The organism is Nonomuraea sp. NPDC050786 (assembly GCF_040654115.1).
Classification (GTDB): Bacteria; Actinomycetota; Actinomycetes; order Streptosporangiales; family Streptosporangiaceae; genus Nonomuraea.
This window is the reverse complement of sequence record NZ_JBFAHJ010000008.1, coordinates 98383-112606: the sequence shown is the minus strand read 5'-3', so window position 1 is coordinate 112606 and position 14224 is coordinate 98383. Positions and strand designations below refer to the sequence as shown.

General features: G+C 71.1%; 12 protein-coding genes. 9 read left to right on the top strand and 3 right to left on the bottom strand.

The genetic code is table 11. From position 1 onward, the window contains the following. Positions 1-6 precede the first annotated feature (6 nt). The 5 genes from AB0H84_RS17630 to AB0H84_RS17610 are packed head-to-tail and all read left to right on the top strand — an operon-like array spanning position 7 to position 5828. Positions 7-1287, top strand: coding sequence for a maltose ABC transporter substrate-binding protein (locus AB0H84_RS17630; RefSeq protein ID WP_357604518.1), 1281 nt, complete (start codon positions 7-9; stop codon positions 1285-1287). Between the two features lie 2 nt (positions 1288-1289). Continuing rightward, a complete protein-coding gene (locus tag AB0H84_RS17625) occupies positions 1290-2858 on the top strand; it encodes an ABC transporter permease subunit (RefSeq protein WP_357604515.1) in 1569 nt (522 codons plus the stop codon). After that, positions 2855-3694, top strand: a complete 840-nt coding sequence (locus AB0H84_RS17620; protein WP_357604512.1) for a sugar ABC transporter permease — start codon at positions 2855-2857, stop codon at positions 3692-3694. The genes AB0H84_RS17625 and AB0H84_RS17620 overlap by 4 nt, the downstream gene beginning before the upstream one ends. 5 nt (positions 3695-3699) lie before the next feature. Beyond that, entirely contained in the window at positions 3700-5478 is a 1779-nt protein-coding gene (locus AB0H84_RS17615; protein WP_357604509.1) for a glycoside hydrolase family 13 protein, read from the top strand. A gap of 44 nt (positions 5479-5522) precedes the next feature. After that, entirely contained in the window at positions 5523-5828 is a 306-nt protein-coding gene (locus AB0H84_RS17610) for a hypothetical protein (protein ID WP_357604506.1), read from the top strand. An 88-nt stretch (positions 5829-5916) separates the two neighbouring features. Here AB0H84_RS17610 and AB0H84_RS17605 read toward each other — a convergent pair whose 3' ends face one another. Then, positions 5917-6480, bottom strand: a complete 564-nt coding sequence (locus AB0H84_RS17605; protein ID WP_357604504.1) for a WHG domain-containing protein — start codon at positions 6478-6480, stop codon at positions 5917-5919. 55 nt (positions 6481-6535) lie between these two features. Here AB0H84_RS17605 and AB0H84_RS17600 point away from each other — a divergent pair, with 55 nt between their 5' ends. Both AB0H84_RS17600 and AB0H84_RS17595 read left to right on the top strand, forming a co-directional pair. After that, positions 6536-9634, top strand: a complete 3099-nt coding sequence (locus AB0H84_RS17600) for a cytochrome P450 (RefSeq protein WP_357604501.1) — start codon at positions 6536-6538, stop codon at positions 9632-9634. A 196-nt stretch (positions 9635-9830) separates the two neighbouring features. Then, positions 9831-10439, top strand: a complete 609-nt coding sequence (locus AB0H84_RS17595) for an ACT domain-containing protein (RefSeq protein ID WP_357604498.1) — start codon at positions 9831-9833, stop codon at positions 10437-10439. A 35-nt stretch (positions 10440-10474) separates the two neighbouring features. Here AB0H84_RS17595 and AB0H84_RS17590 read toward each other — a convergent pair whose 3' ends face one another. Beyond that, on the bottom strand, positions 10475-10831 hold the full coding sequence (locus AB0H84_RS17590; RefSeq protein ID WP_357604495.1) for a metalloregulator ArsR/SmtB family transcription factor: 357 nt from the start codon (positions 10829-10831) through the stop codon (positions 10475-10477). Positions 10832-10973: 142 nt separating this feature from the next. Here AB0H84_RS17590 and AB0H84_RS17585 point away from each other — a divergent pair, with 142 nt between their 5' ends. Then, positions 10974-11942 carry a cation diffusion facilitator family transporter gene (locus AB0H84_RS17585; protein WP_357604492.1) on the top strand — a complete coding sequence of 323 codons (969 nt, stop codon included), beginning with the start codon at positions 10974-10976 and terminating at the stop codon, positions 11940-11942. A gap of 102 nt (positions 11943-12044) precedes the next feature. After that, positions 12045-13256 carry an MFS transporter gene (locus tag AB0H84_RS17580; protein WP_357604489.1) on the top strand — a complete coding sequence of 404 codons (1212 nt, stop codon included), beginning with the start codon at positions 12045-12047 and terminating at the stop codon, positions 13254-13256. Here AB0H84_RS17580 and AB0H84_RS17575 read toward each other — a convergent pair. After that, entirely contained in the window at positions 13240-14112 is an 873-nt protein-coding gene (locus tag AB0H84_RS17575) for a PfkB family carbohydrate kinase (protein WP_357604486.1), read from the bottom strand. The two genes, AB0H84_RS17580 and AB0H84_RS17575, sit on opposite strands and share 17 nt — an antisense overlap. Between the last annotated feature and the right edge of the window lie 112 nt (positions 14113-14224).

Below are 14224 nucleotides of genomic sequence, written 5' to 3'. Positions count from 1 at the left end.
GGTCCCATGCGCAAGCGGGCTCTGGGTGTGGCCGCTGTCGCGGCCCTCGCGTTCGCCGCGACAGCGTGCGGCGGTTCCCAGCCGGCTTCCCAGCCGGCTTCTTCGGCGGCACCCAGTGCGTCCGCCTCCACCTCGGCGGCGAAGAGCGGCGGCACGCTCGTGATCTGGGCGGACCCCAGCCGCGTCAAGCCGCTCAAGCCGTTCGCCGACCAGTTCGGCGCCGAGAACGGCGTGACCGTCGAGGTGAAGGAGATCAGCAAGGACAACCAGACGACCTTCCTCACCGCCTCCCAGCAGGGCAGCGGCCCCGACATCATGATCGGCGCGCACGACTGGATCGGCAACCTCGTCCAGAACGGCGCCATCGACCCGGTCACGCTGACCGACGAGCAGAAGGCCGCCTTCTCGGCCAAGGCGATCCAGGCCGTGACGTTCAACGGGCAGATCTACGGCGCCCCGTACGCGGTGGAGAACATCGCGCTGATCCGCAACACCAAGCTCGCCCCCGACGCGCCCGCCACCATCGAGGACATGGTCGCCAAGGGCAAGGCCCTCAAGGCGGCCGGCAAGGTCAAGGAGGTGCTCTGCATCCCCGTCGGCCAGAAGGGCGACGCCTTCCACGTCTACCCGATCTTCGCCTCCGCCGGCGGCGCGCTGTTCGGCGCCACCTCCAGCGGCGACCCCGACGCCAAGCAGGTGCTGGTCGGCTCGCCGGACTCGGTCAAGGCGTTCGGCAAGCTCAAGGACCTGGGCGAGAAGGGCGACGGCGCGCTGCGCACGTCCATCACGAACGAGAACTACATCACCAACTTCGCCGGCGGCAAGTGCGCCTACCTGATCTCGGGCCCATGGGCGATGAGCGAGGTCAAGAAGGGCGGCATCGCGTACGACATCTCGGCCGTCCCGGCGTTCAAGGGCGGCAAGCCCGCCACCCCCTTCGTCGGCGTGCAGACGTTCTTCGTGGCCTCCAAGGGCAAGAACAAGGCCCTGGCCCAGGAGTTCGTGGCCAACTACGTGACCAACAAGGACGTCGCCAAGGCGCTGTACGAGGCCGACCCGCGGCCCCCGGCGCTGACCGCCGCCCTCCAGGAGGTCCAGGCGAGCGACCCGGACGCCGTCAAGTTCATGGACGCCGGCAAGGACGGCATGCCGATGCCGGCCATCCCCGAGATGGCGGCGATCTGGGAGCCGTTCGGCATCGCCGAGAACGCCGTCGTCAAGGGCGGCGACGCGGCCAAGGCCGCCGCGGCCGCGCAGAAGGCCATCGACGGCTCGCTCAAGCACTGATCATGGCGCTCGACGTGCGCAAAGCCGTGGAGACCGAGGCGTCTCCACGGCCTCGCCGTGAGATCACCACGGCGTTCGTGGTGAGCAGGGTCGCGGTGCTCGCCGTGACCGCCGCGATCCTGCTCTACGCCGTGCCGCCGCTGGTGGCCGCCGGGTCCTGGGTCTCGCTGGCGCTGCTGTGCGCCGCCGGCGCGGCCATCGCCTTCCTCTACCTGACCCGCCGCTTCGTCCCGGCCAAATACCTCGTCCCCGGGACCGTCTTCCTCATCGCGTTCCAGGTGTTCCCCGTCGCCTACACGGTCACCACCGCGTTCACGAACTTCGGCGACGGCCACCGCGGCGACAAGGACGCCGCCGTCACCGCCATCGAGACCGGCTCCGTCCGGCAGGCCCCCGGCTCGCCCGAGTACTCCCTGACCGCCGCGCTGCGCGGCGCGGAACTGGTCTTCCTGCTGGTCGACCCGAAGACCAAGCAGGTGCGGCTGGGCGACGCGAAAGGGCTGTCGCCGCTGGCGGGCGCCCAGGTCGGCGTCACTGGCAAGGTGCTGAGCGCGCCCGGGCTGACCGTGCTGAAGGCGCCCGAGGCCGCCGCCCGCGGCGCGGAGATCTCCGCGCTGGCCGTGCCCACCGCCGGCGGCGTGATCAAGGCGAACGGGCTCAGCCGGGCCGTCGAGGGCAAGGCGGCGCTCGTGTACGACGCCGGCTGCGACTGCGTGCGCGGCAACGGCGACACCTGGAAGGCCGACGAGGGCCAGGGCTACTTCGTCAACGCCAAGGGCGAGCACCTGGCGCAGGGCTGGCAGGTCGGCGTCGGGCTCGGCAACTTCACTCGCGTGCTGACAAATCCCACTATTTCGGGATATTTCGCCGGGGTGCTGGGCTGGAACCTCGTCTTCGCGCTGGCCTCCGTGCTCGGCACGTTCGCGCTCGGCATGTCGGTGGCGCTGGCGCTGCACCATCCGCGGATGCGCGGCACCCGGTTCTACCGGATCGCGCTGATCCTGCCGTACGCGATGCCCGCCTTCGCCATGCTGCTGGTGTGGCGCGACATGTTCAACCGTGACTTCGGCCTGATCAACCAGCTCCTCGGGGTCAACATCGACTGGCTGGGCGAGCCGGGCACCGCCAGGCTCGGCGTGATCCTGGTCAACGTGTGGCTCGGCTTCCCGTACATGTTCCTGGTCACCACCGGCGCGCTGCAGGCCATCCCGCGCGAGCTGACCGAGGCGGCGGCCATCGACGGGGCCACGCCGTGGAAGGCGTTCCGCCGGGTGACGCTGCCGCTGCTGCTGGTCGCGCTCACGCCCCTGCTGATCTCGTCGTTCGCCTTCAACTTCAACAACTTCAACGCGATCGCGCTCACCACCGACGGCGGGCCCTTCCCGGCGGACAGCCCGCAGGTGGGCGCCACCGACCTGCTGATCACCTACACGTTCCGGCTGGCGTTCGGGGCGGGCGGCGCGCAGTTCGGCTTCGCGGCGGCGATCTCGGTGTTCATCTTCGCGATCGTGGCCCTCATCTCGGCCGTGGCGTTCCGCCGCACCCGCAAGCAGGAGGAGGTCTACGCGTGAAATTCGCCCTCAGGCATGTCTTCGTGCTGGTCGTGTGCGCGTTCGCGCTCTTCCCGATCCTGTTCGTGGTCTCGGCCGCGATCAACCCCCTGGGCACGCTGGCCTCCACCGACCTGCTGCCGAACGGCGCCAGCCTGGCCAACTTCGCCAACCTGCTGGGCTCCGACAGCTACCCGTTCGGCCGGTGGTTCTTCAACTCCGTGTCCATCGCGCTGATGTCGTCGTTCGCGAGCCTGCTGCTGTCGATGTTCGCCGCGTACGCCTTCAGCCGCATGCGCTTCGCGGGCCGCCGGGTCGGGCTGCTGGCGCTGCTGCTCATCCAGATGTTCCCGCAGTTCCTGGCCATCGTGACGATCTTCATGATCTTCACCAGGGTGACCGAGCTCTATCCGGTCTTCGGGTTCAACACCATATGGGGCCTCATGCTCCTCTACCTGGGCGGCGCGCTCGGCGTGAACACCTGGCTGATGAAGGGCTTCCTCGACACCGTGCCGAAGGAGCTGGACGAGGCGGCCACCGTGGACGGCGCCACGCACGCGCAGATCTTCTGGCGGATCATCATGCCGCTGGTCACGCCGATCCTCGCGGTCACCGCGCTGCTGGCGTTCATCGGCACGATGAGCGAGTTCCTCATGGCGAACGTGTTCCTGCGCGACACCGGGAGCAAGACCCTCGCCGTCGGCATGTGGGGCATGATCGCCGGCGACCACCGCAACGCGAACTTCGGCATGTTCGCCGCGGGCACGTTGCTTACCGCCATTCCCACGGTGGGTGTGTTCCTCTGGTTGCAGAAGTACATCGTCTCCGGGCTCACCGCCGGGGCTGTCAAGGGATAGGTTCATTGCGCTTCATCGGGGAGCCGCATCACGACGGCTCAGCTCTGTACGTCTCCGACCAGGAACCCGCCGTGGGCTCGCGGGTGACGCTGTGGCTGCGGGCGCCGCTCGCGGCCGGGGTCACGGGCGTGCACGTACGTACGGTGCACGACGGCGAGCCGCGCTACGCCGAGGCCGCTCCGGACCCCTCGCGGCGGGAGGCCGGCGGGTACGGCGGCAGCGACGTCTGGTGGCGGGCCGAGATCACCGCGGTCAACCCCGTCACCCCGTACCGCTTCCTGCTCCACAGCGGCGGCGGCCAGGCGTGGCTGACCGCGGCCGGGCTCGTCACGCACGACGTGACCGACGCGGGCGACTTCCGGCTCGTGTGCCACCAGGCGCCGCCCTCGTGGATGTCGGACGCGGTCGTCTACCAGATCTTCCCCGACCGCTTCGACCGCTCCGGGCGCATGCCCGACCTGCCCGACTGGGCGCTGCCGCGTGACTGGGACCGGGACCCGGTCATCCCCAGCGGGCCCGGCACCTCCGAGCAGTTCTACGGTGGCGACCTCGACGGCATCGCCCGGCGGCTCGACCACATCCAGGGTCTCGGCGCCGACACCGTGTACCTGACGCCGATCTTCCCCGCCCGCTCCAACCACCGCTACAACGCCTCCACGTTCGAGCACGTCGACCCGCTGCTCGGCGGCGACGAGGCCCTGCACCGGCTGTCGGGCGCGCTGCACGCGCGCGGCATGCGGCTGCTCGGCGACATCACCACCAACCACTGCGGCGACACGCACGAATGGTTCACCGCGGCCGTGTCCGACGTGAACGCGGTCGAGCGCGAGATGTTCTACTTCGACCCCGACACCGGCGACTACGAGTCCTGGTGGGGCGTCAAGACGCTGCCCAAGCTCAACTGGGGCAGCGAGCTCGTCCGTTCGAGCATGCGGGCGGTGCTGAAGAAGTGGCTGGGGCCGCTCGACGGCTGGCGCGTGGACGTGGCCAACATGACCGGCCGGCGCGGCGCCGAGGACCGCACCCATGAGGTCGCCGCCATGCTCCGGGCCGAGCTCGGCCCCGACGCCGCGTTCATCGGCGAGCACAACCACGACGCCTCGACCGACCTCGACCGCGACGGCTGGCACGGCACCATGAACTACGGCGGCTTCACCCGTCCCGTCTGGACCTGGCTGCGCGGGCCCGAGCTGGACCTGGAGCACTTCCTCGGGGTGCCGGGCGGCGTGCCGGCCCGCGACGGGCTGGCCACGCTGGCCACGTTCCGGTCGTTCGCGTCCCACATGTCGTGGCGCTCGCTCGTGCACTCCTGGCAGCTGCTCGACTCGCACGACTCGCCCCGCATCCGCACCGTGACCGGCTCGCGCGAGCGCCACCTGCTCGCGCTCGGGCTCCAGGCCACGCTGCCGGGCACGCCGATGGTCTTCGCGGGCAGCGAGTTCGGCCTGACCGGCGTGAACGGCGAGCACTCCCGCACCCCGATGCCCTGGAACCGGCCCGCGGACCAGGACCTGCCGACGCTGTCGGCCTACCGCGAGCTGCTCGGGCTGCGCCGCGCCGAGCCCGCGCTGCGCCACGGCGGCCTGCGCTGGCTGCACGCCGACGCGGACTGCCTGGTCTTCGCGCGCGAGACGTACGAGGAGTCGATCCTGGTGTGCGTGCGGCGCGCGCCGGGGGCGCCGCTCCGCCTCGGCGTCCGGGCCACCGGCGTCTACAACGCCGAGGACGGGGACGTGCTGCCCGGCGACGGGCCCTCGCTCCGCATCTGGCGCCTCACGCGCTGACCGGGATGTTCATGGGCGGGCTGCGCTCGTTCTAGAGTGGGCGGGTGCTTCCAGATCTTCGCCAGCCGCTGGTGAGGCAGCTCGCCGAGTCCGACGCGCCCCGCCGCTACTGGCACATGGCCGACGACGACGGGCGCGCCTGGCTCTTCGAGAGCGTCGAGGGTGACGGCCGCGAGCAGTGGGCGGTCCGGCAGGTGCTGGTGGGCGCCGACCGGGAGGCCCGCCGCTACTGGTGGCGCCACCTGCAGGACGAGCACGGCTTCCTCACCGACCAGCCGCTGGAGGTCTGGGAGCTGACCGAGATCACGGAGCCGGCGTTCGAGGCCGTCTGGGAGGCGAGCGCCGGCTGATCCGGGCTCAGTCGGGCTGGTGTTGCCGGCGATCACGTCGTCCACCCCCCTGGCGCGAGCGAGTTGGATTTTCCAACGCGCTGTCCGATCAGCCGGAGAAGCTCACCATGCCGTTGATGATCAGGTGGACGGCCGTGTCGAAGTTGCGGTCGATCTCCTCGGGGTCGTCCGACATGTGCCCCTGGGTCTCGGCCACGATGAAGCCCGAGACGAACGCGTTCAGGATCTCGCTCGTCCGCCGCAGCTCCGGCTCCGGCACGCCCGCCAGTCGCAGGATGCGATAGAGCGTCTGCCAGAGCACCAGCCGGTGGTCGGCGATCAGCTGCGGATGGGTGTGCAGGTACCCCCACAGGGCCGGATGCTCGCGGGCGTGCCGGTGGTAGGCCAGCGCCAGCGCCTTGAGCTGGTCCTGCCACGACGCTCCGTCGTCCGGCGGTATGTGCATGCGCTCGGCCGCGGTGGCGCAGACCAGTCCGAGCAGCGCCTCCTTGCTCTCCACGTGGTGGTAGAGCGACATGGGGTTGACGTCGAGCTCGGCCGCCAGCTTGCGCATGGACAGGCCCTCCACGCCGCCCTCGTCGATCAGGTGTACCGCCGTGGAGCAGATCTCTTCGATGGTCAGGGGCGTGCCCCTGCGTGCGCTCACTGCCATACACCGTATGGTAGCGTGAGCCATACGGTGTATGGCTACTCGAAAGGGAGCATTCATGGCGCAGATTCCCGCACCCCAGGGCCTGCCCATCCTGGGCAACACGCTGCAGATTCCCTCTCACTCGCCGGTGGAGCACTTCGTCCAGGTCGCCTCCCGGTACGAGGAGGGCATCTTCCGGCTGGAGGTCGCCGGTCGCACGATCGTGCTGGTGTACGACCCCGATCTGGTCGCCGAGGTGTGCGACGAGAGCCGGTTCGTCAAGCGCATCAAGCCGCCGCTGTCGATCGTGCGTGACTTCGGCGGCGACGGGCTGTTCACGGCCGACCACGACGAGCCGGTGTGGGGGCACGCGCATCGCATCCTGATGCCCGCCTTCAGCCAGCGCTCGATGAAGGCGTACTACCCGCAGATGCTGGAGATCGCCGAGCAACTCGTCGAGTCGTGGTCAGGTCGTCAGGGGGAGGACCTGCCCGTCGCCGACGACATGACCAGGCTCACCCTGGACACGATCTCGCTCACCGGGTTCGGCTACCGCTTCCGCTCGTTCGACTCGCCGCAGCTCCACCCGTTCCTGCAGGCCATGGGCGGCGCGCTGACCGAGGCCATGCTGCGCAACCAGCAGCTGCCGTTCGTCACCAAGCTCAAGCGCTCGCACGAGGAGGCGTACCGGCGCGACATCGCCGCCATGCAGGAGCTCGTCGACGACGTGATCAGGCAGCGCCGCGCCGAGGGCGGCACCGGCTCCAAGGACCTGCTCGGCCTGATGCTGGAGGCGTCCGACCCGCAGTCCGGCGTCCGCCTTACCGACGAGAACATCCGCAACCAGGTCCTCACCTTCCTCATCGCCGGTCACGAGACCACCAGCGGGCTGCTCTCGTTCGCGCTGTACAACCTGCTGCGCGAGCCGCACACCCTGGCGCGCGCCTATGACGAGGTGGACCGGCTGCTGCCCGGCGACGAGCCGCCCACGTACGAGACGATCATGAAGCTCGACGTCATCCCGCGCATCCTGGAGGAGACGCTGCGCCACTGGTCGCCGATCCCGGCGTTCAGCGTCAGCGCGGTCGAGGACACCACGATCGGCGGCTACCCCATCGCCAAGGACCAGGGCGTCGCCGTGCTCCTGCCGGTGCTGCACCGCAACCCCAAGGCGTGGGAGCGGCCCGACGAGTTCGACATCGACCGGTGGCTGCCGGAGAACAGGAAGAGCCACCACCGCGCGGCGTACAAGCCGTTCGGCAACGGCGAGCGGGCCTGCATCGGCCGCCAGTTCGCGCTCACCGAGGCCAGGCTGGCGCTGGCGATGATCCTGCGGCGCTTCGCGATCTCCGACCCGAACGTCTACCGCATGAAGATCAAGCAGACGCTCACCATCAAGCCCGACGGGTTCACGCTCAGGGTCCGCGAGCGGCGCGCGCACGAGCGGGCCGCCGTCGCGGCGCAGGTGGTCGAGGAGCGCGAGCAGCAGGAGATCGCCGTCACCGGCGTGCCGCTCACCGTCGCGTACGGCTCCAACCTCGGCACCAGCTCCGACATCGCCGAGCGCCTGGCCGAGCGGGCCGGTCGCGCGGGCTTCGCCGTCACGCTGACCACGCTCGACGACCTGACGCCGCCGAGCGAGGGGCTGCTGATCGTGGTCGCCTCCTCCTACAACGGCAAGGCCCCCGACAACGCCCAGCGCTTCGACGCGCTGGAGACGCTGCCCGACCTCGCCGGTGTGCGGCTGGCCGTGCTGGGCTGCGGGAACACCCAGTGGCCCACGTACCAGGACTTCCCGAAGCGCGCGTACGAGAAGCTGACGGCCGCGGGGGCGGTGCCGCTGATCGAGCGCGGCGAGGCCGACGCCGACGGCGACTTCGACGGCGACGTGTCCGCGTGGACGGCCAGGCTCTGGGCCGCGCTGGCCGAGGAGTACAGCGCCGCCGCCGAGAGCGCCGGTCCGCGCTACGAGATGGAGGTGCTGAGCGAGGCGGAGATCAGGCCCGCGGTCGTCTCCTCGCGCGCCTTCCCGCTGACCGTCGTCTCCAACGAGGAGCTGACCGGCGACCCCACCGGGCTCTGGGACTTCTCGCTCGAGGCGCCGCGTCCCGGCGTGCGCTCGATCGTGGCCAGGCTGCCCGAGGGCGTCACGTACTCGGCGGGCGACCACGTGGCCGTCTTCGCCAAGAACGACCCCGAGCTGGTGGAGTGGGCGCTGCGCTGCCTGCGCGTCCCCCGCGAGCAGGTGGTACGGCTGCGCGCCGCCGGATCCACCCACCTGCCCGTGGACACGCCGGTCACGGCGGGCCTGCTGCTGACCGAGTTCGCCGAGCTGCAGGACGTGGCCACCAGGGCCGACATCGAGGCGCTGGCCGCCCACACCGCATGCCCGTGGACCCGCGGCCAGCTCGCCGAGCTGACCGGCAACTACGCCGACGAGATCCTGGCCAAGCGGGTCTCCGCGCTGGCGCTGCTCGAGCGCTTCCCGGCGATCTCGCTGCCGCTGCCGGTGTTCCTGGAGATGGCCGGGCCCATCAAGCCGCGCTACTACTCGGTCTCCTCCTCGCCGCTGGAAGACCCTTCGCTCGTGCGCCTCACCGTCGGCCTGGTGGAAGGTCCCGCGTGGTCGGGCACCGGCACGTACCAGGGCATGTGCTCGGCCTACCTCGCCGGGCTGAAGGAGGGCGAGGTGTTCTACGGCTACATCCGCGTGCCCGCGCCGCCGTTCCGGCTGCCGGAGGACCCGGCCACGCCGGTGATTCTCGTCGGCCCCGGCACCGGCTTCGCCCCGCTCCGCGGCTTCCTCGAGGAACGCGTCCTGACCGGCGCCCCCGGCCGGGCCGCGATCTTCACCGGGTGCCGCCACCCTCAGCACGACCAGCTCTACGCCGGCGACCTCGCCCGCTGGGGCCTGTCGGCGCACGTCGCGTACTCCGCCGTGCCGGGGCATCCGTACCGGTACGTCCAGGACGCCATCGCCGCGCACGCCGACGAGGTGTGGGAGCTGCTCTCGCAGGGCGCGCACGTGTACGTGTGCGGCGACGGGCTGCGGATGGCTCCGGCGGTGCGGCAGGTGCTGCTGGACATCCACCGGGAGCGGACCGGGCAGGACGGCGCCGAGTGGCTGGCCGGGCTGGAGGAGGCGGGACGCTACCAGCAGGACGTGTTCGCCTGACCGCACCGGGCTCCCCCCAACCCCGCCTGGGCGGAGAAGGCGTACCATGACCTGCGGAAACCTGCGCCAGCCCTTTATCGACAATCCGGACTTAACGCTGCATGCTGGGATATAACCGCAGCATGTGCGACATATCCGTGGAATATTCTCGAAATCTTTCTACGGCACTGTGGGAGCCTCTGGAAAGGAGGCGGCAATGCTGCTGCGACTGAGGGTGTCGCTGCCGGACCGGCCCGGCGGCCTTGGCCAGTTCGCCAGGGCCCTGGGTGCGCTTGGCGCGGACATCCTGCAGGTCACCGTGCTCGAACGCGAGCGCGGTCGGGCCGTGGACGACTTCACTGTCTCCTGGCCGGGGCCGGTGACCACGTCCGAGGCCCGCGAGCGGCTGTCCGCCGTGCCGGGCGTACGGGTGGAGGGTGTCTGGGCGACCAAGGAGGTGCCGGGCTCGGCGCTGGACTACGACCTGCTCATGCACGTGGTGTCCGAGCCCGCACGGGGCTTCGCCACGCTGGTGGACGCGCTGCCGGGGTTGTGCGGCGCGGAGTGGTCGGTGGCGCTGGCCGACGGGGCCGTGCGGCACGCCTCGCTGGCCGCTCCCAAGAAGTTCGAACTCGACCTGCCGGAGCCGCCGCCCCGGGCCGCCACCATGGACGCCGACCAGCTGCGCCTGATGCTGCTGCCGGTGGTGGCCCAGGGGCTGCATCTGGTGGTGGCCAGGGCGGACGGGCCGGTGTTCCACCGCGCCGAGCTCGAACGTGCCGCCCGCATCGTGGACGTGGTCGCCAAGCTGGCCGCCCGGGCCTGATCCCGCTGACGGCCGTCCCGCGACCGATGGCGCGGTCAGTCGTGGCGGGGCCGCCCTGACAGCTCATGGTCGGCGTGGAACAGCGCCTCGGCGATGAGGGCCCATACGTGGGAGTCGCGTGCCTGGTAGAGCACGCGACGCCCGTCCCTGCGCGTGTCCACCAGTCCTGCCAGCCTGAGTTTGGCCAGGTGCTGCGACACCGACGGCCGCGGCACGCCGACGGCCTGGGCAAGGGAGTTCACATCCTGCTCGCCGGACGACAGCAACCACATCAGCCGGAGCCGGGTGCCGTCGCTGAGCATGCGGAACGCGTCCACGGCCGCGTTCACCTGGGCGGCAGTGGGTTGCTCCTGCGACTGGTTGGCACCTGAGACGTTGTCGCGTGCGTACATGACTACATATCCTGGTCAGAACGGACCAAGAGCGCAAGCGAGGGACGCCATGGCTGACCAGCGGGACCTTCGAGGACACGGGCACGGGCACGGGCACGGGCACGGGCACGGGCATCCGGGGTCGGCCGGGAGATTCGGGCGCATGGTCCACGGCCTCTTCACGACGCACAGCCACGACAGCGCCGACAGGACCGACGCCGCCCTGGAGTCCAGCAGCCGCGGCATGCGCGTCCTGGCCATCTCGTTCGCCGTCCTGATGGCCACCGCCGCCGTCCAGGCGGTGATCGTCGTGGCCTCCGGTTCGGTCGCGCTGCTCGGCGACACCCTGCACAACCTGGCCGACGCTCTCACCGCCGTCCCGCTGGCGATCGCGTTCTCCCTCGGCCGCCGCGCCGCCACCCGCCGCTTCACCTACGGGTACGGCAGGGCCGAGGACCTCGCGGGCATCGCCATCGTCCTGCTCATCGCCGCCTCGGCGGCCTTCGCCGGGTACGAGGCCGTCATGCGGCTGCTGAACCCCCAGGACGTCAGGGCCGTCGGCTGGGTGGCGGGGGCGGCCCTGGTCGGGTTCGCGGGCAACGAGTGGGTGGCCCGCTACCGGATCAAGGTGGGCAGGGAGATCGGCTCGGCCGCGCTGGTGGCCGACGGCCTGCACGCCAGGACCGACGGCTTCACCTCCCTGGCCGTCCTCCTGGGCGCCGGCGGCGCCGCGCTCGGCTTCCCCCTCGCTGACCCCGTCGTGGGACTGCTGATCACGTTCGCCATCTGCTTCGTGCTGCGCGACGCCGCCCGCGAGATCTACCACCGGCTCATGGACGCCGTGGACCCCGCTCTCGTGGACACCGCCGAACGCATCCTGGCCGCGGTGGACGGGGTGCGGCGGGTCGGCTCCGTACGACTGCGCTGGATCGGCCACGCCCTGCACGCCGAAGTGGAGATCCTCGTGGACCACGGCATGTCGGTGGTGGACGCGCACGCGGTGGCGGTGGAGGCCGAGCACCGCCTCATCCACGACCTGCCGCGCCTGAAGGCCGCCACCGTCCACACCGACCCGTACGGCCCGGACGGCGCCGACCACCACGCCACCCTGTCCGCCCACCGCGGCCGCTGAACCCCAACCACCGCCCGCTCCAGAAGCGCCACCCGTCTCCCTTGACCGCGGGCCGACCGTGAGGAACGCTGAAGCGGGAGACGTTGCCGGGGGCTATTGCGCGTGAGGCGTCCATTCATCACCTTGCTGGCCGCCAACGCCCTTTCCGTCACCGGAAACGTGCTCTCCATGCTCGCCGTCCCGTGGTTCGTCCTGGAGAGCACGGGGAGCGCCGGCCTCACGGGGCTGGCCGCCTTCGCCACCACCTTCCCGATCGTCATATCCGCGGCGTTCGGCGGCACGCTGGTGGACCTGCTGGGGTTCCGCTGGGCGAGCGTGCTGTCCGACCTGACCAGCGGCCTCGTCGTGCTCGCCATTCCCGCGCTGTCGCTGACGACCGGGCTCTCCTATCCGATCCTGCTGCTGCTCCTGTTCGTACGGTGGCTGGCGGCCACGCCGGGGGAGACCGCGCGCAAGGCCATGCTGCCCGACCTGTCGGCGCTCGGGCGGGTGCGCATCAGCCGCGCGACGGCGGCGTACGACGGCGTCAACCGCGGCGCGACGATGGTGGGCGCCCCCCTCGCCGGGATCCTCATCCTCTGGGCGGGGCCCAGCACGCTCCTCATCGTCGACGGGGTCACCTTCTTGCTGTCCGCGCTGCTCATCTCCGTCGGGGTCCCGCACATCGACACGGGAGAACGCGAATCCGGCGGCTACCTGGCCGACCTGCGCGACGGGCTGACCTTCCTCTGGCGCGACCGGCTGCAACTGAGCGCCACCGGGATGATCGTTGTCGTCAACATGCTCGACACGGGCGTGACGCAGGTGCTGCTGGCGCTGTACGCCCGCGACATAGCCGGCGACCCCCGCGCGTTCGGCCTGCTCACCGGCGGGCTCGGGGCGGGCGCGGTGGCCGGGACCATCGTCTACGGCGCGGCCGGCGGCCGATTACCCACGCGGCTCACCTACGGCTGGTGCTTCCTCCTCGCCGGCGTGCCGCGCGTGCTGGTGCTGGCGCTCGGCGCGCCGTTCCCCGTGGCGCTCGGCGTGGCCGCCCTCTCCGGCTTCGCGGCCGGCGCGATCAACCCCATTCTCGGCGTGATCCAGTTCGACCGCATCCCCGCCCGCCTCAGAGCGCGGGCGCTCAGCGCCATGACGGCCGCCGCCTACGCGGCCATGCCGCTCGGCGGCCTGCTGGCCGGCTCGCTCACCGAACTGACCGGCCTCACGACCACCCTGTACGCCTTCACCAGCGTCTACCTGATCGCGTCCATCCCGCCGTTCGTCTGCCGGGCCTGGCGCGAGCTGGACCAGCCGTCTACCGCGAAAACCTAGCCAGCAGCAGGGACTCGGTGATCGGGGACTCGTGGGTGCCGGCGACCGTGCAGGCGTGCGCCCCCGCGATGGCCCCCAGCCGTACGCACTCCTCCAGCGACCGGCCGCGCACCGTGCCGTACAGGAAGCCGGAGACGAACGCGTCGCCCGCGCCGTTGCTGTCGGCCACCGGGCCGGGCAGCGGCGCGGCCGGGAACGCGCGCGGCCCGGAGCCGCGCGTCAGGACGAGGCAGCCGTCTGCCCCGCGCGTGCACACGACCGTGTGGGCCCGCCCGCGCGCGAGAATGTCGCGCATCGTCGCCTCGGGGTCGGCCAGGGCGGTGGCCGACAGGAACACCAGGTCCGACCGGTACGCGAAGTCCTTGTGATAGTCGTTGCGCCCGTCCCAGTCGTGCAGGTCGGTGGAGATGTGGGCGCCGTCGAGGTCGGGGTAGACGTGGCGGCAGAAGTCCATGATCGACACGTGGACGTGTCCGGCGCGCGCGTTCGCGTACAGCTCGCGCGGCATGCGTTCACCGGGCGTGCCCTTCGGGTCGTGGAGCGAGGTCCGGCGGCCGTCGGGGCCGACGAGCAGGACGCTGCGCCGGGTGCCCGCCGCGGCCGGCCCGAAGGAGCAGTCGATCTCGCGCAGCGCGTGGCGGACGAGCGCGCCCTGCGGATCGTCGCCGATCAGGTCGGCGAAGGCGACGCCCAGCCCGAGGGCGTGGCAGCCGAGCGCGACGCCCGCGCCGGTGTTGCCGACCCGGTCGACGACCGGCGGCACGTGGTATGTGTCCTGGTACGGCAGCGGCAGCTCCGGCACGTACACCGTCGTGTCCACCCCGGCCCCGCCGAGGACCAGAATGTCGCGCCTCACGTGCTCATGGCCTCCACTCCGTGGAGGCGGGTTCGGTCGCTGCCGAGCCGTTGCCTTCCCTCGTCGCTCTGGTCGCTGCGCTCCCGACGCTCCTCAGTCCAGGCAACGGCGC